Here is a 22,341-nt window from a genome sequence, read left to right on the forward strand (position 1 = left end):
ACCGGAACAAAAGATACTAACTACGCGACAAGTTGAGAAAACGGGTCGCGGCTTCAAATTCTGCCTGCTTGAGATTGCGGGTGGCAACGGCTTGATCGTCGCGTCCCCATTGCTGCTCCTGCCAAAGCTCTTCCAGATTGACCAGCGGCCAAAGCGTCTCGGCATCCCGGGTCTGTTCAACCAGCGCAAGCGTCGCAATCAGAGAGCCGGTCAAGCCGACGAGCGAAAGCATCGCAGCGACGACAAAATCATCTTGTCCGTCAACCACTGCTCCAAGATTTTCGATCGTTGCTGCCGGTTGGGCTTCATAACGGATGCCATAGATGAGATTGAAGCTGACATCATAATTTTGCCGCGCCCAATCGAGCAACGGATCCCAATGCTCGGCTTGGTGATCAATCAGCGCCTGTTGATTTGGGTCAGCCCGGTAATAGAGCATGTCGCTATCGGCAAAAGCGGCAATGCGGGAGACGATGCGGTCGCGCTCATTCTCGACCTGATCCAGCGCGCCTTGCGCCAGTGCGGTCAGCGGCATGGTCACGGGTAGAATATCTTCTCCTTGCGCCGCCCATTCCGCTGCGATCGCTTCGGCCAGACCAGCATAGGGCACGGCAAGCGCATTGCGCTGAGGCGTCTTCATCGGACGCCCATCAAGCGCAATCGCAAATGCATCGCTATCCTGGGAGACCGACACGTCTTTATAGAAACGTTTCATGGGGTGTCGGAGCCTTCTGCCGCTTTGGCAATTTGTTCTTCGGCTACCCGGGCCTGGACATATTTGCGGATGATCCAGACCGGTGCGATCCACATTTGCGCGAGGCCAAGGGCGATGAACACATAGCCCACAGGCGCCGGCATGGGCGGCAAGCGATCCAGCACAATGGCCAGCCCCAGCATCACCAACACCACACCCAGCAACCGGATCATGCTGACCATGAAATGCACGGCCTTGGCCTGTTTCTCTTTCTCGGGATCCGGAACATATTCAGGCTGTTCTTGGCCAGATTCGTCGATTTTCTGGGTCATTTGTTCAATATTCCGCTCAGATCCGACATTTTGGCGGCGACAATTTCCGCTCCGGCGTCGATCAGTTCATGCTCGTCATGATAGCCCCAGTCGACTCCGACCGCGCGGACATTGGCATTGACCGCCATCGCCATATCAAAGCTGGTATCGCCGATCATAGCCGTGGTTTCCGCCGCCGCTCCAGCTTCGGCAATCGCCAGCTCAACCATCGCCGGATGCGGTTTTGATGGATGCCTGTCCGCGGTTTGCAGCGTCACGAAACGATCCAACAGACCGTGCGTTTCCAACACATGACGCAAACCACGATCCGACTTTCCAGTCGCTACGCCCAACACCCAACCAGATGCCTCCAATGCTTCCAGCGTCTGGAGCAATCCCTCATAAAGAGGTTCCTGAACACCGCCGGACTGGCGGAGTTCAAAGAAACCGTCCTTATAGGATTGGGTCACCTTGGCGACGATGACTTCGTTGCCGCCCGGCAGCAATTGTCCGACGGCTTCCGTGAGGCTCAGGCCAACAATCCGCCGCACCAGATGGTGGTCAGGCGGAATCAGGCCGTTTTTCTGAAAGGCCAGATCCATTGAGGCACAGATATTGGCTTGGCTATCCACCATCGTGCCGTCGCAGTCGAACAGGGCAAGCTTGTTGGTCATTTCTCTCCGAATTCCCGCATCATATGAGCGATCGCGCGACGCCCGACCGAATCCAGTTCGGCGGCAGCGCGCTCTCTTACCGCTTGCGGTTTGTTTTGGCTGAGCTTGGCAGTGGGCCGCCAAGCCATTATTTCCATCTCAAAGCCGACAATAGCGTCAACCATCTTGTCATATTTTTGCGCATCCATTTTATTCCGATGCCAAGGCGTTTTGGGCAGCAGCTTCGCTTCATTCTGCGCCGCGAGGTCATCCAACAGGCTGATCAGGCCTTCCCGCTCCATCTGACGTACCGTCCCTTCAAGTTCGAGCGTCAGGTAATTCCAGGTCGGCACCTGATCATCAACGCCATACCAATCCGGGCTGATATAGGCATCGGGGCCGTTGATCACACATAGCGCTTTGTTGGTCGCGATATGCTTGGTCAAACCATTGCCGCGCGACAGATGAAATTGCAGCGCACCATCTCCGGTTGAAAAAACCGGGACATGGGCAACGCGCGGCCCATCGGGGGTTTCAGCAAAAACCATAGCAAAACCAATATTGGCGATCATCGCCTCAAGGGCCGCCCGCTCATCAGCGTCATGATGATCATTGGCAGACTTGGGCCATCGGAAGGCAGGATCAGGATGCATTATTTGGACTTCTTGTGGAGTGCCTGTTTAACTTTGGCTTTGTGCGGCATGTTTTTCTTATGCGTGGCTTTGCCAGCATTGGGACGCTCGCGTTTCGTCGGCTTGCCCGCTTTTGTAGGCTTGCCGCTAGTCTCTCCCCGACCGCGCCGTTCGCCGCGCTTGTCCTTTCGGATCTGCTTCGCATGAGCCTTGGCCTGCTGTTTGCGAACCATTTTTCCGCCCGGCTTTTTCTCGTCAAGAGGCAAGTCACCGAGAATCAGGTCTAGTCCAAGATTATCAATCGATTCCGCAAAATGAGCCGGCAAATCAGCCTTCACATCCAGATTGTGTCCATCTGGATGCTCAATCCGCAACCGTCTCGCATGCAAGTGCATTTTGCGGCTGATTGTGCCGGTCAAAAATGCATCTTTGCCGCCATATTTTCCATCACCCACAATCGGGTGACCAATGGCTGCCATATGCACACGAAGCTGATGAGTACGCCCAGTATGAGGTTGCAACTCGACCCAGCAAGCCCGGTTGCCAGCACGTTCGATAATCCGATAACGAGATTTGGCCGACTGGCCGTTCTCTTCATCAACATGCATTTTTTCGCCTCCGGAACCCGGCTGCTTGGAAAGCGGTAAATCGATCACGCCATCGGCAATTTCCGGCACACCCATAACGAGCGCCCAATAGACTTTGCGGACGTCGCGCCCGGAAAAGCGCTTCGAGAAAAAGGCAGCCGCGCCCGCTGAGCGGGCCAGCAGAATCACGCCGCTGGTGTCCTTGTCGAGGCGATGGACCAGCTTGGGTCGCGATTTTGCATCAAAGCTCAGCGCATCGAGCAGACCATCAAGATGGGTTGTTGTTTTGCTGCCGCCTTGCGTCGCCAAGCCCGGAGGTTTGTTGACGATCACCGCTGCCTTGTCTTTGTGAATCACCAGTTCCCGCGCGAAATCGATCTGATCCTGAGACAAGTCTGCCTTGGCTTTCGGAGTCCGACCGGGTCGTTCCAATTCTAGGGGCGGGACACGCAGAATCTGCCCCGCTTGAATGCGATCACCCGGAGATACTCTTTTGCCGTCCAGTCGCAATTGCCCGGTCCGCGCCCAACGCGATACAATGTTGAACGGAACATCCACCATGTGCCGCTTGAACCAGCGGTCCACGCGAATATCATCATCATCGGCCGACACCGTGAATTGCCGCACATCAAGTGTTTTCAGCGCCTGCTTCTGTTCCTTGGCCGAACCCTGCGGCTTTTCTTCTTCGGAACCGCTTTCCGCCGTGGGGTCAAAGCCGCTCATGCCAATGCCCTAACAGCCATAAGGCCCGCAAATAGTGCCAGCACCGAACCGACAACTGAAAGCAAGGCATAGCCGATAGCCATGCTCCATTCGTTTCGCTCGATCATATTGATAACTTCCAAACTAAAGGCCGAAAAAGTAGTAAAACCGCCTAGCAGACCAACGCCAAGCAAAAGCCGCCAAGGTTCATCAACAAAATTGCTACGGGCCAACACGCCAGCCAGCACACCCATCAAGACCCCCCCCATCAAATTGGCCACTAAAGTGCCAAGGGGATAGCCCATGGGACCGAGTTGAAACACGAGACGACCGAGGTGGTAGCGTCCTGCCGCTCCAATCGCACCGCCCGCCATGACAAGAAGGGTTGCGTTCATGGCCGTCCCTTAGTCTCCTTGCGTCGTTATTCCAAGCAGATCATTGGTAAGCCACAAGCGGATCGCTGTTGCCAGACCTGGAGGCTGTGCAGCAGATATCCTTTCAACGTCGATCTGGGCAACCAATGCATTGAGAGGTAAACCCCTAAGATCAGCAGCTGATCTGAGTAAGTCCCAGAACAGCGGTTCGAGGGAAATGGAAGTCTGGTGCCCGGCGATTGTGATGCTCCGCTTGACCGGCGGATGGAAAATTTCGGACTTTTCTAGATCCACCCTGACAGTTCCCGGCGGGCCAGTTTTTCGAGCATATTGATGCTTATTTCGCTATCATTGAGACACGGAAGATAGGCAAATTTTTCGCCACCGCCCGCTTCAAATTGTTCTTTGCCGCGGATCGCCAATTCCTCACAGGTTTCCAAACAGTCGCTGGAGAAGCCGGGCGCAAAAATCGCGATATTTTTCTTCCCCTGCCCCGGCAGCGATTCCAAAGTTGTGTCGGTCGCCGGTTCGAGCCATTTTGCCCGGCCAAAACGCGACTGGAACGCAATCACCAATTCTCGTCCCATCTTCTCAGACAAAAGTCGGGCGGTCTTCTGGCAATGACAATGATAAGGGTCCCCCAATTCCAAGGTGCGCTCTGGCATGCCATGAAAGCTTGCGACTATGGCATCCGGTTCAAAATCTAGCGCCGCGATATCGCGTTCAAGGCTGTTTGCCAGTGCCGTAATATAGGCTTCGTCATCATGATAGGCGGGCAGCAGCCGAATAGCGGGTTGCCAACGCATATCAGCAATTGCATCAAATACCGCATCATGAACGCTCGCGGTCGTTGCGCCGCTATATTGCGGGTAAAGCGGTGCGATCAAAATACGATCGCATCCTGCCTCTTTCATGGAGTCCAGTCGGCTTTTGATGCTAGGATTGCCATAACGCATCGCCCAATCCACCATGACTCCATCAATTTGGTCATCAAGCTTCGCGGCCTGCTTCCTGGTGTATGAAGCCAGCGGCGAACCATCTTCGGTCCAAACCAGACGATAGGCTTCCGCAGATTTTGCCGGACGGGTGTTGAGAATGATCCCTCGCAAGATCGGCTGCCAGATGATCGAGGGAATTTCGACAACCCGTTTATCCGATAGAAACTGCTTGAGATAGCGTTTGACGGCATGCTTGTCAGGTGCATCCGGCGTACCGAGATTGACCAGCAGCACGCCGATTTTTTTCTTTGCAACCCCTGGATGATTCTGTGGCAATGGACCGGTTTCACGCATAGCTTATGATACTTCCCCAAAAAGCGGAATTTGGCGCAGTCGAACGCCAGTTGCCGAGAATAGTGCATTGGCGACCGCTGGTGCGACTGCCGGTACACCCAATTCTTCGTAACCGACAGGATCTTCATCGCTTCGGATAAATTCGATCTGGATCGGTGGAATTTCTGCGAGCCGCGGCAAAGACAGATCGCTCAGCCTGCGGGCAGTGGGCAGACCGTTTGCAAATCCTGTTGCGCTGCCAAGCGCCATCGCCAATCCAAAAATTATGCCGCCTTCAATCTGCTGTCGGGCAATATCCGGATGTATGATCCGACCAATATCGACGGTTGCAGAAATGCGGCGAACTTCCAAGCCACTGGCTCCCCGGCTAGCGCTCGCGATGACGGCAATATGGCCGCCGCGCATGCTGTGACACGCCATGCCCTGACCGCTGTTGTCGAGCCCCCCGTCCCATGCTGCCATGGTCGCGACGCTCGTGAGACAACGGGCAAGCCTCGGCTGATTGTTCATCATTTGCATGCGAAAAGACAGGGGCTCGATGCCGGCATTCGCCGCCAGTTCATCGATGAAAGACTCGAGATAAAACACATTACTGCTATGGGCGTTGCTGCGCCAGTTTCCTGTCGGCACGCCAACAAAGGCGCTATGATGATCAACGGTTAGATTGGGGATATCATAGGGTATGTCCAGACCGTCAATGGCCTTGATATCCGCCTCTCCGATTGACGATCGCATCGCCTCGACATTGTCCATAGCGTCAAACAGACGTTTGACCTGTTCCCGGGCTGACGGCGGAGCGGCTATTTTGATCTGCATCGCGTCCACGCGGCCAGCCTTGGCCATGGCTGCATCAAAACGCGCGTGGCTCGGCGCCCGATAATGATCGTGCATCAAATCTTCAGGCCGAGACCAGACCAGTTGAACCGGACGGTCCATTTTTTTAGCAATTTTCGCGACTTGCGCCGCGATATCATTGTCAAGATTATGGTCGAATGACCCGCCGCTCAACATAGGATAAAGCGTCACGCGATCCTGACCAATATTCAATGCTCTGGCCGCCGCCTGAACGGCCGCGGCCGGCGCCTGCGTGGCCATCCATAGCGCGAGACTGCCATCTACAAATTCGGCAGTGGCGGTCCGCGTTTCGATCGGCGCATGCAGTGCTGCGGCAGCATGGTAACGGGCGCGAAAAACAGTGTCTTCTTCAAACACCGCTTCGGTATCACCGCGAGACACAAAGCGGATTCCGGGACCATCTTCTAGCGCCTCTTCCAAAGCGGTATCAATCTTGTCGCTATCCGCCATGAAACCCTTGGTTTCGAATACTGGACTCATCAGGTCCAATGCCCGATTGGCTGCCCACCAGTTTGTCGCCACCGCAGCAATCCATTGCTCGCTTTCGACAACATCGATAAATCCCGTGATCTTGCTCGCGCCGTCACGGTTGAACGATTTCAAGCTGGTCTCGCCAATTGGTCCCTGTCGGACAGCCGCAAAAACCATGTCCGGTAATCTGATATCACCAGCAAAATTTGCAGAACCATCTAGCTTGGACGGCATATCTAGACGCGGAACATCCTGACCAATCAAATTGCCTGCACCCGCCGGACGAAACGGCACAGGATCGTGCAAGACCTGATTTGCGGCATCGCGAACCAGTTCGCCAAAGCGCACTGTCTTTTCACCATTGGAAATCACACCGTTCTCGACAGTACAAACTTCCCAGTCCACGTCCCATTTGGCGGCCGCAGCCTTGGTCAGCAATACTCTCGCGGCAGCGCCCGCTTCGCGAAAGCTCTGAGCGAAAGCGGGAATAGACGTGGAGTCTGCGGTCAGCATATATTGATCCGGAATCGTCACTTTCTGCGCGACCCATTGCAGCTTTTCCGATTCTGCCAATTTTCCAATACCGGCCGGCATCTGGGATTCGGCCCACTGCGCAGCCAATAGATGATTGCTATAGAGAGGATTGATCGGCGCAGGCTCGACCGCGACCGTTCGCCAGTCAGCGCCCAGCTCATCGGCTAAAATTTGAGGCAAAACAGTATAGACGCCCTGTCCCATTTCGCTTTGCGGTACGACCACAGTGACTAGCCCATCTTCGGATATTTTCAGAAATGCCCCGAAAACCTGCTCGTTTTCGGTAGCAGCTACATTGGGTTCGTAGCGGCGTGGCCAGAATGCCCAAGCGACAACCAGGCCAGCAACAGCGCCAGTGCCAACCAGAAATTTGCGGCGGTTCAAACCCTTTGACGGACCGTCCGCTTTTTCAATTTCGGGTTCATCCGCCATGTGATTCTTTCATCAGGCCCAAACGAGGGATTTCGATTTTCGGACATCGATCCATAACGACCTTAAGGCCCGCATCTATTGCGCGCCGCGCTGCGGGTTCGTTGATCACGCCCAGCTGCATCCAGACCGCTTTCGCGCCAATCGCGATGGCCTCGTCCACCACATCGCCGGCGGCGGCAGAATTCCGAAAAATATCTACAAGATCGATGTCTCCTGCAACAGTATCCAAGGAACCCGCCACCGGAACATCATATAATGTTTGACCTGCGAGCCCGGGATTAACCGGAATCACATCATAGCCTTGCTCCAGCAGATACCGGAATATCCGGTTGCTCGCCCGTTCCGGCTTAGCCGATGCGCCAACCAGAGCGACACGCTGTGTCGACAGAAGCAAATCGGCAATGTCCAGATCACTTTCCAGCAGCATGACGCCCTTTCTAGCGGCTATTGATTGTCCAACCAAGTGGCCAGCTTTTTGGCAACATCCCGGAAAGCCTGTCCTTGCGTGCCGTCCATACATGCCGGCGGCGTGCCGCCGTCGCTGGACTTGCGGATATCAATGTCCAGCGGAATTCTGCCAAGAAAGGGCATGCCCATTGTTTTGGCAGCCGCTTCGGCGCCGCCGGCTCCAAAGGGGTCGCTCGCCTCGCCACAATGCGGGCAATGATAGCCGGACATATTCTCGACCATACCGATGATCGGAATCTTCGCTTGATTAAACAGATCCACGGCGCGCGTGGCATCCATCAATGCCAGATCTTGTGGCGTCGAAACAATCACTGCGCCAACCGGTTTGTGATTTTGCATCATAGACAATTGCACATCGCCGGTGCCCGGAGGCATATCGACGATCAGTTCTTCGACATCTGCCCAATGAGCATCGATCAACTGCTCCAGAGCTTTGCCTGCCATCGGTCCGCGCCAGGCGATTGCCTGCCCGGGCTTCGCGAGATGCCCCATGGACAAAACTGGCACGTCATACCCATTCGGTACCGGGATCAACTGCTTGCCTTCAACCTCTGGGCGTCGCCCTTCACATTGCAGCAGACGAGGCTGAGAGGGGCCGTATATATCGGCGTCCACCATTCCAACCTTGCGACCCATCAACTGCATCGCAATCGCCAGATTAGCAGAAAGCGTAGACTTACCGACACCACCCTTGCCGCTGGCTACGGCAATGAGACGCCGTTCCACCTTCTCGGCTGTCATTGCCAAATCGACTTTCTCAACGCCGTCCATCTCCAGCAGCTTGCCTTTGACGGCAATTTCGATCTGGCCACGGTCTCGTACGTCGAGTCCGCCAACATTAAGCACCAGAGTGACGCGGCCTTGCGCAAATTTTACGGCGCTGAAGCGGCCTTTGGCAACAGCGTCCAGCGCTGCTTCAATTGAAGAAATATCGGTCATGAGATGGACATAGTTACACTTTTCTCGGATTGACACTGTTTTTCTGGTGATGTGCTACCTATAAAGAAACTATGGATAAAAATATTGACGGCGAAGCCCGCCGCGGATCGATTTTAAGCGCAATATTGAACATGGCCGGACCATGGGGCAATGACAATGGCAGCGGAGGGGAAGGCGGCAACGGCAATGGCGGCGGTCCCCGCAATCCCTGGGGCAACCCTCCAGGCGGGTCTCCCGGTGGCGGACGCAAAGGCGCTAGCTCTCTAGAAGAGCTGTTCAAAAGAGGTTCTGGTGGCGGGTTCAAAGGCGGCATGCCGAAACGCCCCGGCGGCCGATCTTGGTGGCCCCTTATGGCCATTGGCTTTATCGTTCTATGGGTTTTGCTGACCAGTATTCACCGCGTCAGCCCGCAAGAGCGCGGCGTTGTTACGTTTTTGGGCTCTTATTCTCGAACAATGGAACCTGGCCTGCACTTCTCGCTGCCCACTCCGCTTGAGCAAGTCACGAAGCTTGATATCGAGGATATCCGGACAATCGATATTCCCGAAGGAGAGACTGAGAAACTGATCCTGACCGGCGATCAGAACATTGTCGACTTGGCCTATTCCGTGCGTTGGAACATCAAGGCGCCAGAGCTATTTCTGTTCCAGATTGCTGAACCGGAAGAAACCATCAAAGAAGTAGCGGAAGCCGCAATGCGTGCATCGGTAGCGAATTTCACGCTAGACGATACGATCGGTTCCGAGCGGACAGAAATCGAGCAACAGGTCGAACGCAATATGCAACAACTGCTCGACGGCTATGGCGCCGGCGTTGTCATTCGCGGTATCGCGATCAAAAAAGCGGACCCTCCTGCGGCGGTTAACGACGCGTTTAAAGAAGTGTCCGCCGCTCAACAAACGGCGCAAACTTATCTCAACGAAGCGCGCGCTTATGCGCAGCAGCTGACCGCGCAGGCACAAGGTGAATCGGCCGCTTTTGACAAAGTCTATGAAGAATATCGTCTTGCCCCAACCGTGACGCGTCAACGTATGTATTATGAAACAATGGAACGTGTCTTGTCCAAGGTCGATAAAACCGTGGTCGAGGCAAATGGCGTCACTCCCTATCTTGCCCTGCCAGAATTGAAGAAGCGCGCGCTGCAACCTCCGATTACAACCGTGGAGGGCAAGTAGATGATAGGACGCATCATGCAAAACCCCGTTGCGCTTGGCGTAATCATCATCGCAGCTTTGTTCACATTGCTGAACACACTCATCATCGTGCCCGAAACACGGCAAGGCGTGGTTGTCCGCTTTGGTGAACCTGTACGCATTATCAACCGGTACCAGAATGATGTCCCATTCGGACAAACTGGCGCCGGACTGCTCATGAAATTCCCGTTCATTGAGCAAGTGGTGTGGATCGACAAACGCATCCGCGACGTCGAAATGGAACAACAGCAAGTGCTCTCTACGGACCAGCTGCGCTTGCAAGTCGATGCCTTTGCCCGCTTCCGGATCACCGATCCGTTGCGTATGTATATTGCAGCTGGCAGCGAAGAGCGCGTTTCGGAAGAACTCCGGCCAATTTTGGGTTCGGCCTTGAGAAACGAACTGGGCAAACGTCCCTTTGCGGCCTTGCTTAGCCCCGAACGCGGCCAAGTGATGGACAATATCCAAGCCGGACTCAACCGCGTTGCACGCCAATATGGGGCCGAGATTGTGGATGTGCGCATAAAACGCGCCGACCTGCCAGACGGCACGCCACTCGACAGCGCTTATCAAAGAATGCGGACAGCCCGTGATCAGGAAGCGCGGACAATTCGCGCCCAGGGTGCAAAGCAGGCACAGATTATTCGGGCCGAAGCAGACGCTAGCGCCGCTCGGACCTATGCCGAAAGCTTTGGCAAAGACCCGGGTTTCTATGATTTCTACCGGGCTATGAAGAGCTATGAAACGACCTTCCAGGGCGGCGGACCAGACGATCCACAAAGCTCGTTCATTCTCTCTCCGGACAATGAATATTTGCGCCAGTTCCGGGGTCGATAAGACGCTTTGAGCAGCAACTGCGAGATCATTGACGCCTATTATGCTGCATTGGCGGCGATGGACGTCGATGGTTTCGAAGCGCTGCACCATTCAGATGTCGTATACAATGTATCGGGACATACGATCATATCCGGGCGGTATGAGAGTTTCGCGGCACTGAAACAGGTGCTGCCTGCTATATTTGAAGCGTTGGATTTCGAACAATTCCAGTTCGCGGTAAAATGGCGTGTGATGAACGATGGTCCGGATGGAGCAACCGCCATCATGGAAGCCAAGGGCGTGGCCCGAAACGGACAGCGCTATGACCAACGCTATGCCCATATCTTCTCGTTCCGAAATGGCAAGATCGCTTCGGTTCATGAATTTTTCGATACACAGTTGGCCAATGATGCTTTGGGTTTCAGTGGCAAATCACAATTTGAAACCGACGGTTCATTCGAATTTTGACGATCACATATTTTGACGCCCCTTCTTACCGACTACATTTGTCATCTTTTCGGCACGGAGCCGGTTTTTTTCGACCAAAGGCCTCTTGCACGCTTGCGAAAAGCTCGTAACGCACCCAAATAGGTGAACATGAGAAATATGTTGCAGTTCTGCGCTCGGGAACGACGAATAAATATGCTAATATTCAATTGCCGTTCATGAAAATTGCGCCATTATTTCTACGAATTTGAACGGATCTGACGGCGAGCATCCTTTTGCTCCGTCAGAAATTTGAGAGGAAAATGACAGTGCGTTACGCTTACGGAATTTCAGCAGCTTTGCTTTTGGCCGGCAGTGCAGCAGCCCTGACTGGCATAGGCCCAGCCGGAGCACAGACCGCCGCCAACGACAGCTCAGCAATGCGCAACGTGGTACCACGCGCAAATGCTCCGATGAGTTTTGCAGACCTGACTGAGCAGTTGCAGCCAGCCGTGGTCAACATCTCTACCACCCAGCGCGTCCGCGTAAACAATAGCAATCCCTTTGCAGGCACTCCGTTCGACGGCTTGTTCGGCAACCGCAGGGGTGGCGGAAACGGCGGCGCACAAACACGTCAAGCACAGTCGCTGGGATCAGGCTTTATAATTTCCGCCGATGGCTATGTTGTTACCAACAACCATGTTGTGGCGCCGGGCAACCGCAATGCAACGATCGAAACCATCACCGTCATCATGCCGGACCGCACAGAATATGAAGCCGAATTGATCGGCCGCGATGCGGCTTCTGATATTGCTGTGCTCAAGATCAAATCATCTAAGCCGCTGCCGTTTGTGAAGTTCGGCGACAGCACGGGAGCCCGGGTCGGCGACTGGGTCATCGCAATCGGCAATCCTTTTGGCCTTGGCGGTACGGTAACCACTGGCATATTGTCCGCGATCCACAGAAACACTGGACAAGGCGGCGCATATGATCGTTTCCTCCAGACCGACGCATCGATCAATCGGGGCAATAGTGGCGGACCAATGTTCGATCTCAATGGCAATGTCATTGGCATCAACAATGCTATTATTTCGCCCACCGGCGGCAATGTCGGCATTGGCTTTGCCATTCCTGCAGAAGTTGCTGCTCCGATCGTCGAAACGCTGAAAAAAGGGAAAGCGATCGAGCGTGGCTATCTCGGCGTTCAGATCAGTGCGCTTTCAGAAGATCTGGCGGACTCTCTGGGATTGCAGAAAAACCGAGGCGAATTTGTCCAGCGGGTTGAACCAGGTGAGGCTGCTCAAAAGGCCGGCATTCAGGCTGGTGACGTGATTACCAAGGTACAAGGCAAAACCATTACACCGGACCAGACATTGTCCTACCTAGTGGCCAATCTGCCGGTCGGCACGAGTGTTCCGATCGAACTGGTTCGCGATGGCAAAACAGTCAAGGTCAACGCCAAGCTGGGCAAACGTCCGTCTGAAGAAGAACTGGCTAGCAATTCCTTTGATCCAGATGCTGAAGACAATGATCAAGGCCAAGATGAAAATGGCGCTAGTGCCCAAGCGACTGCTGATGCACTGGGATTGTCTGTCGTCGATTTAACGCCAACCATTGCAAGGCAGGTTGGCATCCCATCGTCGCAGAAAGGCGTCGTGGTATCGACGGTCAATCCAAATAGCGATGCCGCTCAAAAAGGTATCAAGCGCGGGTTTGTGATCACCAGCGTCAATCGCAAACCAATCGCCAATGCAGCTGATCTCGACAAAGCGATCAGCAGCGCCAAACGTTCAAAACGGGAAGCTGTGTTGCTCCAGGTTCGTCGCGGCGCTCGTGATCCGCAATTTGTCGCGGTTCGCCTGCAAGACGACTAAATGCGTCTAAACACATGTAACAGAAAAAGGCCGGTGCTTGACGCCGGCCTTTTTTTTGCGTCAAGCATAGGGCTGTTTACAATATGATTGAGGGGATTCGCCGATGGCCGATGCAACAGAAATTTTTCTCGGACTGGGCGGTGACGAACGACAATGCCTTAGCCTATCCCGCGCCAATCGCCATGGTTTGATAGCCGGAGCAACCGGCACCGGCAAAACGGTGACCCTGCAGGGACTGGCCGAAAGCTTCTCCGCCAACGGCGTTCCGGTATTTGTTGCCGATGTAAAAGGCGACCTCGCTGGCATTTCCATGGCGGGGTCATCACAGTTCAAACATGCCGACAAGCTCGAAGGCCGGGCCAAAGAGCTTGGGATGGACGACTACGCCTATTCCGACAATCCGGCGATATTCTGGGACCTCTATGGCAAGCAGGGTCATCCGATCCGCACCACCATTTCGGAAATGGGGCCTTTGCTTCTCGCGCGTTTGATGGACCTGAACGACACGCAGGAAGGCGTGCTCAATATCGTTTTCCGGTTTGCCGACGAAGAAGGCTTGTTGCTGCTGAACCTCGATGACCTTCAATCGATGCTCGCCTATACTGCGGAAAATGCGAAAGAATTGTCAGCAAAATACGGCAATGTATCGAAAGCCAGCGTCGGCGCGATCCAGCGTCAATTGCTGCAGCTTGATAGCCAGGGCGCAGGCCAATTTTTTGGCGAACCTGCGCTGGAGATCGATGATTTCATCAAATGCGATGATCAAGGTCGCGGCTATATCAACGTACTCGCGGCCGATCAGTTGATGCGCAGCCCGAAACTCTATGCAACCTTCTTGCTCTGGCTGCTCGCGGAACTGTTCGAAACCTTACCAGAGGTCGGAGATCCGACGAAGCCCAAGTTGGTTTTCTTCTTCGATGAAGCCCATCTCTTGTTCGACGATGCTCCCAAGGCCTTGGAAGATAAAATTGAACAGGTTGTGCGTTTGATCCGTTCCAAAGGGGTTGGCGTCTTTTTCGTGACCCAGAACCCGGTCGACATTCCCCAAAAGGTTGCTGGCCAATTGGGCAACCGTGTGCAGCATGCCCTGCGCGCCTTCACACCTCGAGACAAAAAGGCGATCAAGGCGGCAGCCGATACATTCCGCATCAATCCCGACCTGGATGTCGAGGAAGCCATTACCGAGCTGCGGGTAGGTGAGGCCCTTGTATCAACGCTGCTGGAAGATGGAGCGCCCTCAATCGTCCAACGGACACTAATCAAACCACCTCGCTCGCGCCTTGGCTCGATCACGCCAAAAGAGCGGGCGATCATCAATTCAATCTCGCCTTATGATGGCAAATATGATGAAGAAATCGACCGCAATAGCGCTGAAGAAATATTGGCGCAGAAGGTCGTAGATGCCACGGAAACCGCAAAAGAAGTCGAAGAAAAAGGCGCCAAAGAAGTCGGCAAACGCTCCCGCAAGACCAAGAGTATTTGGGAAAAAGCCTTCAGTCGAGGCGCTAAGGTTGCCGTGGGATCAGCGGCGGGTATTGCCGCCTCTACAATCCTGGGTAAAAAATCTCGCGCAAATCCGATGCGGTCAGGCGTAACATCGGCCGTGGGCTCGGTTGTCACCGACCTCGCCGGGCCTGTTGCCGGCCGCTTTGTGCGCAACCTGATTGGCGGGCTGATGCGTTGATTGCGGGGTGATTCCCATGTGAGTCTTCGGGCCACGCGCCTCCTATTACACAGGCAAGCTTGAATCCTATCTGCGGTGCAAAGGCATAGAATCTACCCCCAAAAAAATGCGCTATAATGATCGGGAACGGATCATGAAGAATGTTGGTGCGGTCTAATATCCTGTGATCGAACGGGGTGATGGACGATGGATGTCGATCAGGATAGAATCAAGAAGCTGCCGCCGTTCAGCCAAGCCTGAATTTAATGGGCAGATGACATACCGTCGCATTCTGAATATGACATCGACGGTCACTTGCCTGTTAGCAAAGCCATCAATGCTTTCGGCAATGGCCCGCCTTAACCCAAAAATCGCGCGACAATATCCTTGGCCAGACGGGTTGGCCGCAACGTGTCAGCATCGATGCAGCACCAGCTTGACTGCACTTCAGCGAGCACTTCTTCCCCACGGCGAATGACTGTGCTGTAGAATGCCCGCGCGCCATGGACCTTTTCCAACAAGACCTCGGCAATCACATCGTCGTCCAGAAAAGCTGGTTTGCGATAGGTGATTTCATGCTTGATCGCGACCCATAGATGGTCAGCGACGGCCTCTGACGGAGCAAATTTTTGCCAATGTGCAACCACGGCGTCCTGAACCCACGTCAGGTAATTCGCATTGTTGACATGCCCCATGAAATCGATGTCGGATGCCTCAATGGCAATGCTATGATGATGTGGGATACCGCTCATATCGCCAGTAGTAAGATTAGCCGCGTCCGATTGATAGGGTAAACTCTTTTTTGTGCAAAATTTTGGACCGGTTCACGGCTTTAACCAACGGAAAGTTTGAATTTTTCAAACACCAAAGGCCTGTCCATCACAAAATTTTGAAACCCCGATGCGCCTTTGACCGTCGCCAGAAAGTCATCCGCGACGGTTTTCTCCACATCGTTCAAACTTTCATAATAAGCGAATGCGCGCTGCAGCATCCACAAACTGAAGGGCGCGGCAATCCGCTGCCCCTCCACGCCTTCTATGACAAATGCAGCCATGCCAACGGCGCGCGGCAATTCCGTATCCGGATTCGAGCCTGACCAGCTTACCAACATATCGGCAGTGGTTTGAAGGAACGGCATTTGTTCGTCCATCATCCGCTCAAGCAAAGGCATCAGACTTTGCGGAACTTCGTCATCGGCAAGAAATTCACCCGACAGAGGCGTTTTGACATCCACCATCCGTTCAACCCAAGCGGCAACGCGCGGGGCCAACCGTTTCATGATCTCACCCGATGCCGGATCCCGATAGAGATGGGCATAAAGCGGTCCGATCAAACCAAAGTCACCTATGGAAGGTCGAGAACCCAAGAGATAATCATGAATCGCAAAATGCGCGTCGAGATCGGCGAGCAATGCCTCATAACTGGCCTCTATTGCCGGGATCGTATCTGGATTGATTCCCAAAATTGGGCAGAAACCTTTGAAACTGGACCCGCGTTCCCGTCCGATCGCTAGTTGTTCTTCCTTGCTGGCATCCGGTGCGGAAGCCGCACCAAATTCTCCGTACACCCATTCTTCGTTATAATTCCATCGGTAGTGCATCGCCGGAATCACCAACCATTCATCACCATATGTTTCCAATAGCAATGCGGTAAGCCTTTGCTTGGGCGTAGCGGGATAAATTGAAGGGCCACCGATCGTTTCTTCGAAATGATCTATAATGCAGGTCGTATCCTGAATGGTCTGACCATCGTCTGTATCCACGACCGGAATGACTGGTCGGCCAACTTTGGGGAGGATAATATTCTTGTAGACATCGCTCGTCGACAGAATCTCTTCATAGTCGATGCCTTTCCAATCCAGATAGGCACGCGCCTTACCGGAATAAAGCGACAGGGGCGCAGCGTATAATTTATGGGCCATCAACCGCGCCCTCGATAGGAAGCAACACCTTGATCAGGCACCCAGAGTCCCTTCGGCGATTCCCCCGATTGCCAGAAGATATCTATCGGAATACCGCCGCGCGGATACCAGTAGCCGCCGATCCGCAACCATTTGGGCGCCATTTCATCAAACAGGCGCCGACCGATTCCCACCGTACAATCTTCATGGAAGGCGGCATGGTTCCGGAATGAACCGAGAAAGAGCTTCAGAGATTTGGATTCAACGATGGTTTGATCCGGCGCATAATCGATGACCAGATGGGCAAAATCCGGTTGACCGGTTACGGGGCACAGCGATGTAAACTCCGGCACAGCGAAACGGGTGAGGTAAAGCTCGCCAGCACGGGGGTTGGGCACATAGTCAAGCGTCGCTTCTTCAGGAGAAGCGGGCATTTCACTTGTCTTGCCCAAATATTTAGGTCCAGCGGCAGATGAAGTTTTATCGGTCATGCAGATTGTCTAGTCCACTGGGCGCTTCATGTCATCACCCCTGCTGAATTCATCCCCGGTTCAGTGGTGCAGCGCGCAATTTGGTCCATGGATATTTAGGAACATGGTCGTGGATCAAACCAGCACATATTTTTGGTTCAGGGTGCTTTTGACCGGCGCCATGCTTGGACTGCTACCTAGCGCTGGCGCTCTAGCGCAAAACGCGATTGATGATCCGGCACCGCTTCCGCAAAACCCGGCCTCGACAGAAAACTATTCTCTGCCACCCGGACAGAACAGCCGATCGGACCAAGATGTCGTCCAAGGGCCGGTGGACGAAGATGTTCCGCAAATAGAACCATCTCTTACTGTCCCGCGCAATAGTCCAGTAAACACGCCACAACCCATACAGGAACCCCGAGCCGGTGCATCGACCGCGATGCCCGTTGCGGCTGAGAACACACCTAGTCAGGAACCGGTCAGTCAAGTGCCGGCCCAATCAAGATTGATCGCAGAACCATCACCTCCAAACGCGGCCCTTTCGCCTCGAGACTCTGGGTCTGCGGAAGTGGATAGCCAGGAACCTGTTGATACATCGAGCGATATAAATTTATCGCCATCGGACCCCTTGGAGGAACCAGAAACCGTAGCATCGAGCGCATCAGGAAATTGGTTTCTTTGGGCAGTGGCAGCGCTTCTATTCGCTTTAATCAGTGCAGCATATCTGTGGCGTGCGCGGCGCACTTCCATGAAACAATCGATCACCATAGAGGCTGAAAATGCGGGGCCCAGCCTGCCCGACCACGAAGCAAAGCCGCTGGAACCGCTCCAATCTGCTCCTGCCATCACCCTTGGTTTTCAGCCTCATTCGGCCAATGCAACCTTGATCAACGCGGTCCTTGGTTTTGAACTCACACTATCCAATCTTGGGAGTGAAATATTGACCGACCTCAAAGTCACGGGAACAATGGTCCAGGCCAAAGACGAGTGCGCCCGTGACCTGCTATCGGCCGACCTTTCGCCACTGCAAGATATTGAGATTCTCCAGATCGGGAAAACTGAGAAGGTTAGTGCAGAGTTTCGTGTACCTTTGGTCGCAATCCATCCGATCTTGTTCCGGTCTCAGGCTTTGTTCGTCCCGCTCGTACACCTCTCAATTGAGTTTACCGATGGTTCCGATTTCCGGCACTTTCAAACCGCTACCTATCTGGTTGGTCAAGAGCACGAACCACAGCGCACAAAAATGGCTCCTTTCCGTCTGGATTTGGGGCCATGTAGCTTTGCACCGCTCGGGCACCGTCCTATCGTGATGGGCTGAGTAACGGCCCTAGGACCATCGCCATGCGGCACATCTGCGGTCGCAGAGGCACCCAATGCACAAAAACCACATAAGCGGTAGATTCGTGAACCAATGCGTTATAGCCTCGACGGCTGGAAATCGAATCGCTAAACGGCGGAACGAATAACGCAAATGGTTGCGGGTATGAGGAGCTAAATATGGAATTGCTGGTAACGACCGACTGGCTGGCCAACGAGCTAGGTGCATCCGATCTTCGGATTGTAGACGCAACGAAATTTTTGGCCGATGCAGGACGTAATCCTGCAGCAGAATATGAAGCTGGACATATCCCTGGCGCCGTTTTCATGGATCTCAGCGAACTGACCGATACCAGCAATCCGGTCGACAATATGCTCCCGCCGGCGGAGAAATTTGCCAGTCGGATGCAATCGCTCGGCTTGGGCGATGGCAGTCGCGTGGTTCTATATGATGACAGCCCATTGAAGAGCGCGACTCGCGCTTGGTGGATGCTGACCATTTTTGGCGCCCACGAAGTCGCCATTCTCGATGGTGGCATTGCCAAGTGGAAGGCAGAAGGCCGACCACTGGAAACCGGTAAAGAAACTCTGCGTCACCGCCATTTCACAGTCTGGAAAGATGACAAGGACGTTCGCACCAAAGCGGATATGCTCGCCAATTTGCACAGCAAAGACGAACAAGTCGTTGATGCGCGACCCGCCGACCGGTTTAGCGGCGAAACACCCGACCCTCGGGGCGCTGCGGCCTCCGGCCATATTCCTGGTTCGACCAATATCCCGCACGGCAGCTTTTTCAACGCGGACGGCACGTGGAAAAGCAGTGACGAGATAACAGGAATTTTCAATGATGCTGGCATCGATCTTTCGAAACCGCTTATCACAACTTGCGGATCGGGAATGACAGCAGCGGCCATATCTTTTGCAGCTGCAGTAGCTGGCGCAGAGAAAACAGCCCTTTACGATGGCAGCTGGACCGAATGGGGTGCTGATACGGACACTCCGAAAGCAACCGGCTGAAGATGCTGGAACTATAGTTGGCCGATAACGACTCTGGTTCAAGAAAACCCGCGACTCAGGTCGTCACCGGCGGTCGCCGGAAAAAATGGACAGGAGCCGTGGTCAATCCGCCCGTCTGGCGCGGGAGCACGCATCTATATGATAATGTCGCCCATCTACGCGATGGCCTGAAATCGAACGACGATGGCCATTTCTTCTATGGTCGACGTGGTTCCCCAACCCAATGGTCGCTCGCCGAAGCGCTGACCGAAATGGAGCCCGGCGCCGCCGGGACCATGCTTTATCCTTCGGGAGTGGCCGCCATTTCGTGCTCGCTGCTCGCTGTCCTAAATCCGGGCGACGAAATTCTGCTCACGGACAGCAGCTATGACCCAAGCCGAAGCTTTGCTGATGCGTTTCTCAAGCGCATGGGTATCACAGCTCGCTATTATGATCCGATGATCGGTGCCGATATCACCGGCCTTTTCGGACCTAAAACAAAAGCCGTTCTGATGGAGAGTCCTGGTAGCCTGACCTTCGAAATTCAGGATGTGCCGGCAATCTGTAAAGCGGCTCGCGCCGCCAGCATCGTCACTCTGCTCGACAACACATGGGCGACTTCGCGCTTTTTCCCAGCATTGGAACATGGTGTGGATATCGCCATTACCGCTGCCACCAAATATATTGTTGGTCATAGTGACGTGATGATGGGCGCTGTCACCACGCACAGCAGCTATTGGACGCGGCTGCGGCGCACAGCGCAACAACTGGGACAAGTGGTCTCCCCCGACGATGCTTATCTTGCTGGGCGAGGACTCAGGACTTTGGACGTCCGCTTGCGCCAACATGAAGCCAGCGCATTGAAAGTTGCACATTGGTTGAAAGGACGGCCTGAAGTGGGCCGCGTGTTCCACCCTGCCCTGCCCGATTGCCCAGGGCATGAAATATGGAAACGCGATTTCAAAGGATCATCGGGCCTTTTTTCCTTCGAACTGTCGGATGGCGATGACAAATCCCGTGCAGCCTTCATTGATGCGTTGTCTCTGTTCGGCATCGGTTACAGCTGGGGCGGGTTTGAAAGCCTCGCGCTGCCGGTCGATCCTGGCAAATTTCGATCCGCAACCGAATGGATAGACAAGGGTCCGCTGGTACGACTGAATATCGGGCTAGAGGATCCAGAAGATCTCATTGCAGACCTTGCCAAAGGCTTTGAACATTACCACAGTGCACAACCATGATCGACAAAGCGTATAAATATCTGGAATCGCTGGCTCCCGGAACGCCAGCCAATGTTCAGTATATTGAAGGCATAATAGCGATCGGACTGGTGGCCATAGCATTGACCGCCGGCTGGTACCTCAGCAAATATATCGGGCCGAAATTGCGCCACCTCTGGGAAGCGCGTGCTGGCTATGAGAGCGAGCTTGCCGGTCGCCGAATTCGGGACATGACCCGGCGCGCCGCTACCTTCATATTATGTGGTATTTTTCTAGCCGCCTATCCTTGGCACAACATAGCGCAAGTCGTTTTTTCTCTGACCATAGCCATCACTGTCGGCCTGTTTGCGAATGATCTGATCCGCGGGGTCCGGATGCCGGACTGGATTGGCACAATTGTCGGCTTGGCCCTTTTTATCACCATTGGCTCAGGTCTTGTCGGCGGCATAGCGCCAATTGCGGAAGCTATGGAACGGGTTGGCTTTGATCTCGGCTCGCGACGCATATCTTTGTGGTGGATTGTCACGGTCGCCATGACAGCGGTTATATTGCTGGCCGTCGCCCGGGCCCTGATGAAAATTGTTTCGCATATCATCGGCAATAGCCAACTGGATGGTGCGCAACGGGTTTTGGGCCAGAAGCTGGCGACAGTAGCGATCCTGGCCGGTGCGTTCGTCCTCGGCTTGGATATTGTTGGTATCGACCTGACTGCACTTGCTGTTTTCTCAGGCGCCTTCGGCTTAGCCATTGGCTTCGGTATGCAGAAGACAATCGGCAACCTGATTGCCGGAATTATCTTGTTAATGGACCGCTCGATCAAACCAGGTGATGTCATTGCAGTCGGTGACAGCTTCGGCTGGGTCAACAAAATCGGCGTACGTGCCGTTTCGGTTCTGACCCGTGAAGGCAAGGAGCATCTGATTCCGAATGAGGATTTGATGACCCGGGAAGTTGAGAATTGGTCCTACTCCAATCCCAATATCCGGATAGGCATCCCCGTTGGAGTCTCCTATAATACCGACATGGATCTCGCGATGGATCTGATGAAGCAAGCATGCGTTGACGTGCCGCGAGTGCTCAACCATCCGAAGCCGGTCGCGTGGATGCTGGAATTTGGAGACAATAGCGTCAATTTTGAAATCCGCTGCTGGATCAAAGACCCGCAATCTGGCGTCGGCAATTTCAAGTCGGCTATCCTCAAACGAGTTTGGGATCTGTTCAAAGAGCATGAAATCGAAATTCCATTCCCGCAGCGCGACATTCACATCAAGTCTTTGCCAGAAGGTGGGACCGTCAAACTCGAAGCGAGCTCGAAACACGTGGTCCACGGAACAGAATCGACTAACATCGATTAGGACAAGTTCGCCGATTCGGACTCCACTGATGTGAGATCGCGGGATGAGGTGACGCATTATTAGTCATCCAAAATCAAATTCGCCTAATTTTTAAGCGACCGAAAACCGGTTTGTGGCGCAAGTGCAACAATTCTATATTATGTCACCCTTCCTGTCGTTTTCTTGCTTGT

23 protein-coding genes are annotated in these 22,341 nt (G+C 54.1%); 9 read left to right on the forward strand and 14 right to left on the reverse strand.

The genetic code is table 11. From position 1 onward, the window contains the following. Positions 1 to 16: 16 nt before the first annotated feature. From ABJV08_RS00335 to ABJV08_RS00385, 11 genes are read right to left on the reverse strand one after another with little or no spacing between them, the layout of a single operon-like run. Positions 17 to 715: an ATP12 family protein gene (locus ABJV08_RS00335; protein ID WP_348040071.1), complete on the reverse strand. Its 699-nt coding sequence runs from the start codon at positions 713 to 715 to the stop codon at positions 17 to 19. Further along, positions 712 to 1,026: a hypothetical protein gene (locus tag ABJV08_RS00340; RefSeq protein WP_348040073.1), complete on the reverse strand. Its 315-nt coding sequence runs from the start codon at positions 1,024 to 1,026 to the stop codon at positions 712 to 714. The genes ABJV08_RS00335 and ABJV08_RS00340 overlap by 4 nt, the downstream gene beginning before the upstream one ends. Beyond that, complete coding sequence (locus ABJV08_RS00345) at positions 1,023 to 1,679, reverse strand: HAD-IA family hydrolase (protein WP_348040075.1); 657 nt, start codon at positions 1,677 to 1,679, stop codon at positions 1,023 to 1,025. Before ABJV08_RS00345 ends, ABJV08_RS00340 begins: the two co-directional genes overlap by 4 nt. Beyond that, entirely contained in the window at positions 1,676 to 2,311 is a 636-nt protein-coding gene (locus tag ABJV08_RS00350; RefSeq protein ID WP_348040076.1) for an FMN-binding negative transcriptional regulator, read from the reverse strand. Before ABJV08_RS00350 ends, ABJV08_RS00345 begins: the two co-directional genes overlap by 4 nt. After that, a complete protein-coding gene (locus tag ABJV08_RS00355; protein WP_348040077.1) occupies positions 2,311 to 3,600 on the reverse strand; it encodes an RluA family pseudouridine synthase in 1,290 nt (429 codons plus the stop codon). Before ABJV08_RS00355 ends, ABJV08_RS00350 begins: the two co-directional genes overlap by 1 nt. Continuing rightward, positions 3,597 to 3,974: a fluoride efflux transporter CrcB gene (crcB, locus tag ABJV08_RS00360; protein ID WP_348040079.1), complete on the reverse strand. Its 378-nt coding sequence runs from the start codon at positions 3,972 to 3,974 to the stop codon at positions 3,597 to 3,599. Before crcB ends, ABJV08_RS00355 begins: the two co-directional genes overlap by 4 nt. Before the next feature lie 9 nt (positions 3,975 to 3,983). Next, complete coding sequence (locus ABJV08_RS00365; protein WP_348040080.1) at positions 3,984 to 4,247, reverse strand: ribbon-helix-helix domain-containing protein; 264 nt, start codon at positions 4,245 to 4,247, stop codon at positions 3,984 to 3,986. Then, positions 4,238 to 5,245 carry a ferrochelatase gene (gene hemH, locus ABJV08_RS00370; protein WP_348040082.1) on the reverse strand — a complete coding sequence of 336 codons (1,008 nt, stop codon included), beginning with the start codon at positions 5,243 to 5,245 and terminating at the stop codon, positions 4,238 to 4,240. Before hemH ends, ABJV08_RS00365 begins: the two co-directional genes overlap by 10 nt. A gap of 3 nt (positions 5,246 to 5,248) precedes the next feature. Next, positions 5,249 to 7,537, reverse strand: a complete 2,289-nt coding sequence (locus tag ABJV08_RS00375; RefSeq protein WP_348040084.1) for a molybdopterin cofactor-binding domain-containing protein — start codon at positions 7,535 to 7,537, stop codon at positions 5,249 to 5,251. Next, positions 7,527 to 7,964: a CoA-binding protein gene (locus tag ABJV08_RS00380; protein WP_348040213.1), complete on the reverse strand. Its 438-nt coding sequence runs from the start codon at positions 7,962 to 7,964 to the stop codon at positions 7,527 to 7,529. The genes ABJV08_RS00375 and ABJV08_RS00380 overlap by 11 nt, the downstream gene beginning before the upstream one ends. Before the next feature lie 17 nt (positions 7,965 to 7,981). Further along, positions 7,982 to 8,944, reverse strand: a complete 963-nt coding sequence (locus ABJV08_RS00385; RefSeq protein WP_348040086.1) for an Mrp/NBP35 family ATP-binding protein — start codon at positions 8,942 to 8,944, stop codon at positions 7,982 to 7,984. Between the two features lie 131 nt (positions 8,945 to 9,075). On the opposite strand from ABJV08_RS00385, the gene ABJV08_RS00390 reads away from it, so the two are divergent. The 5 genes from ABJV08_RS00390 to ABJV08_RS00410 all read left to right on the forward strand — a co-directional run bounded on the left by ABJV08_RS00390 (position 9,076) and on the right by ABJV08_RS00410 (position 14,937). Next, entirely contained in the window at positions 9,076 to 10,119 is a 1,044-nt protein-coding gene (locus ABJV08_RS00390; RefSeq protein ID WP_348040215.1) for a protease modulator HflK, read from the forward strand. A 3-nt stretch (positions 10,120 to 10,122) separates the two neighbouring features. Further along, on the forward strand, positions 10,123 to 10,974 hold the full coding sequence (locus ABJV08_RS00395) for a protease modulator HflC (protein ID WP_348040217.1): 852 nt from the start codon (positions 10,123 to 10,125) through the stop codon (positions 10,972 to 10,974). 6 nt (positions 10,975 to 10,980) lie between these two features. Further along, positions 10,981 to 11,421 carry a nuclear transport factor 2 family protein gene (locus tag ABJV08_RS00400; protein WP_348040088.1) on the forward strand — a complete coding sequence of 147 codons (441 nt, stop codon included), beginning with the start codon at positions 10,981 to 10,983 and terminating at the stop codon, positions 11,419 to 11,421. A 281-nt stretch (positions 11,422 to 11,702) separates the two neighbouring features. Continuing rightward, positions 11,703 to 13,253, forward strand: a complete 1,551-nt coding sequence (locus ABJV08_RS00405) for a Do family serine endopeptidase (protein WP_348040090.1) — start codon at positions 11,703 to 11,705, stop codon at positions 13,251 to 13,253. A gap of 103 nt (positions 13,254 to 13,356) precedes the next feature. Beyond that, positions 13,357 to 14,937: a helicase HerA-like domain-containing protein gene (locus ABJV08_RS00410; RefSeq protein WP_348040092.1), complete on the forward strand. Its 1,581-nt coding sequence runs from the start codon at positions 13,357 to 13,359 to the stop codon at positions 14,935 to 14,937. Between the two features lie 338 nt (positions 14,938 to 15,275). Here ABJV08_RS00410 and ABJV08_RS00415 read toward each other — a convergent pair whose 3' ends face one another. The 3 genes from ABJV08_RS00415 to queF all read right to left on the reverse strand — a co-directional run bounded on the left by ABJV08_RS00415 (position 15,276) and on the right by queF (position 17,307). Next, positions 15,276 to 15,668: a thioesterase family protein gene (locus tag ABJV08_RS00415; protein WP_348040094.1), complete on the reverse strand. Its 393-nt coding sequence runs from the start codon at positions 15,666 to 15,668 to the stop codon at positions 15,276 to 15,278. A gap of 80 nt (positions 15,669 to 15,748) precedes the next feature. Further along, the gene (locus tag ABJV08_RS00420) at positions 15,749 to 16,837 is read right to left on the reverse strand and encodes a glutathione S-transferase (protein WP_348040096.1); all 1,089 of its coding nucleotides are present in this window, start codon (positions 16,835 to 16,837) and stop codon (positions 15,749 to 15,751) included. After that, complete coding sequence (gene queF / locus ABJV08_RS00425; protein ID WP_348040098.1) at positions 16,837 to 17,307, reverse strand: preQ(1) synthase; 471 nt, start codon at positions 17,305 to 17,307, stop codon at positions 16,837 to 16,839. Before queF ends, ABJV08_RS00420 begins: the two co-directional genes overlap by 1 nt. Positions 17,308 to 17,410: 103 nt before the next feature. On the opposite strand from queF, the gene ABJV08_RS00430 reads away from it, so the two are divergent. The 4 genes from ABJV08_RS00430 to ABJV08_RS00445 all read left to right on the forward strand — a co-directional run bounded on the left by ABJV08_RS00430 (position 17,411) and on the right by ABJV08_RS00445 (position 22,171). Then, a complete protein-coding gene (locus ABJV08_RS00430; RefSeq protein WP_348114485.1) occupies positions 17,411 to 18,604 on the forward strand; it encodes a hypothetical protein in 1,194 nt (397 codons plus the stop codon). Between the two features lie 179 nt (positions 18,605 to 18,783). Further along, positions 18,784 to 19,620: a 3-mercaptopyruvate sulfurtransferase gene (gene sseA, locus ABJV08_RS00435; protein ID WP_348040102.1), complete on the forward strand. Its 837-nt coding sequence runs from the start codon at positions 18,784 to 18,786 to the stop codon at positions 19,618 to 19,620. A gap of 17 nt (positions 19,621 to 19,637) precedes the next feature. Next, entirely contained in the window at positions 19,638 to 20,837 is a 1,200-nt protein-coding gene (metC, locus tag ABJV08_RS00440; protein WP_348040104.1) for a cystathionine beta-lyase, read from the forward strand. Continuing rightward, entirely contained in the window at positions 20,834 to 22,171 is a 1,338-nt protein-coding gene (locus ABJV08_RS00445; RefSeq protein ID WP_348040106.1) for a mechanosensitive ion channel domain-containing protein, read from the forward strand. Before metC ends, ABJV08_RS00445 begins: the two co-directional genes overlap by 4 nt. Positions 22,172 to 22,341 lie beyond the last annotated feature (170 nt).

Origin of the sequence: Parasphingorhabdus sp. (assembly GCF_039982395.1) — a bacterium.
Lineage (GTDB): Bacteria > Pseudomonadota > Alphaproteobacteria > Sphingomonadales > Sphingomonadaceae > Parasphingorhabdus.

What these genes read in the sequence shown, in the direction of transcription:
- ABJV08_RS00385 (WP_348040086.1), bottom strand. Translation starts at nt 8,944, where the DNA reads ATGACCGATATTTCTTCAATTGAAGCAGCGCTGGACGCTGTTGCCAAA.
- ABJV08_RS00410 (WP_348040092.1), top strand. Translation starts at nt 13,357, where the DNA reads ATGGCCGATGCAACAGAAATTTTTCTCGGACTGGGCGGTGACGAACGA.
- ABJV08_RS00445 (WP_348040106.1), top strand. Translation starts at nt 20,834, where the DNA reads ATGATCGACAAAGCGTATAAATATCTGGAATCGCTGGCTCCCGGAACG.
- crcB (WP_348040079.1), bottom strand. Translation starts at nt 3,974, where the DNA reads ATGAACGCAACCCTTCTTGTCATGGCGGGCGGTGCGATTGGAGCGGCA.
- ABJV08_RS00420 (WP_348040096.1), bottom strand. Translation starts at nt 16,837, where the DNA reads ATGGCCCATAAATTATACGCTGCGCCCCTGTCGCTTTATTCCGGTAAG.
- ABJV08_RS00390 (WP_348040215.1), top strand. Translation starts at nt 9,076, where the DNA reads ATGGCCGGACCATGGGGCAATGACAATGGCAGCGGAGGGGAAGGCGGC.
- ABJV08_RS00350 (WP_348040076.1), bottom strand. Translation starts at nt 2,311, where the DNA reads ATGCATCCTGATCCTGCCTTCCGATGGCCCAAGTCTGCCAATGATCAT.
- ABJV08_RS00380 (WP_348040213.1), bottom strand. Translation starts at nt 7,964, where the DNA reads ATGCTGCTGGAAAGTGATCTGGACATTGCCGATTTGCTTCTGTCGACA.
- ABJV08_RS00405 (WP_348040090.1), top strand. Translation starts at nt 11,703, where the DNA reads ATGACAGTGCGTTACGCTTACGGAATTTCAGCAGCTTTGCTTTTGGCC.
- ABJV08_RS00345 (WP_348040075.1), bottom strand. Translation starts at nt 1,679, where the DNA reads ATGACCAACAAGCTTGCCCTGTTCGACTGCGACGGCACGATGGTGGAT.
- hemH (WP_348040082.1), bottom strand. Translation starts at nt 5,245, where the DNA reads ATGCGTGAAACCGGTCCATTGCCACAGAATCATCCAGGGGTTGCAAAG.
- ABJV08_RS00375 (WP_348040084.1), bottom strand. Translation starts at nt 7,537, where the DNA reads ATGGCGGATGAACCCGAAATTGAAAAAGCGGACGGTCCGTCAAAGGGT.
- queF (WP_348040098.1), bottom strand. Translation starts at nt 17,307, where the DNA reads ATGACCGATAAAACTTCATCTGCCGCTGGACCTAAATATTTGGGCAAG.
- ABJV08_RS00415 (WP_348040094.1), bottom strand. Translation starts at nt 15,668, where the DNA reads ATGAGCGGTATCCCACATCATCATAGCATTGCCATTGAGGCATCCGAC.
- ABJV08_RS00340 (WP_348040073.1), bottom strand. Translation starts at nt 1,026, where the DNA reads ATGACCCAGAAAATCGACGAATCTGGCCAAGAACAGCCTGAATATGTT.
- ABJV08_RS00335 (WP_348040071.1), bottom strand. Translation starts at nt 715, where the DNA reads ATGAAACGTTTCTATAAAGACGTGTCGGTCTCCCAGGATAGCGATGCA.
- sseA (WP_348040102.1), top strand. Translation starts at nt 18,784, where the DNA reads ATGGAATTGCTGGTAACGACCGACTGGCTGGCCAACGAGCTAGGTGCA.
- ABJV08_RS00355 (WP_348040077.1), bottom strand. Translation starts at nt 3,600, where the DNA reads ATGAGCGGCTTTGACCCCACGGCGGAAAGCGGTTCCGAAGAAGAAAAG.
- ABJV08_RS00430 (WP_348114485.1), top strand. Translation starts at nt 17,411, where the DNA reads ATGGTCGTGGATCAAACCAGCACATATTTTTGGTTCAGGGTGCTTTTG.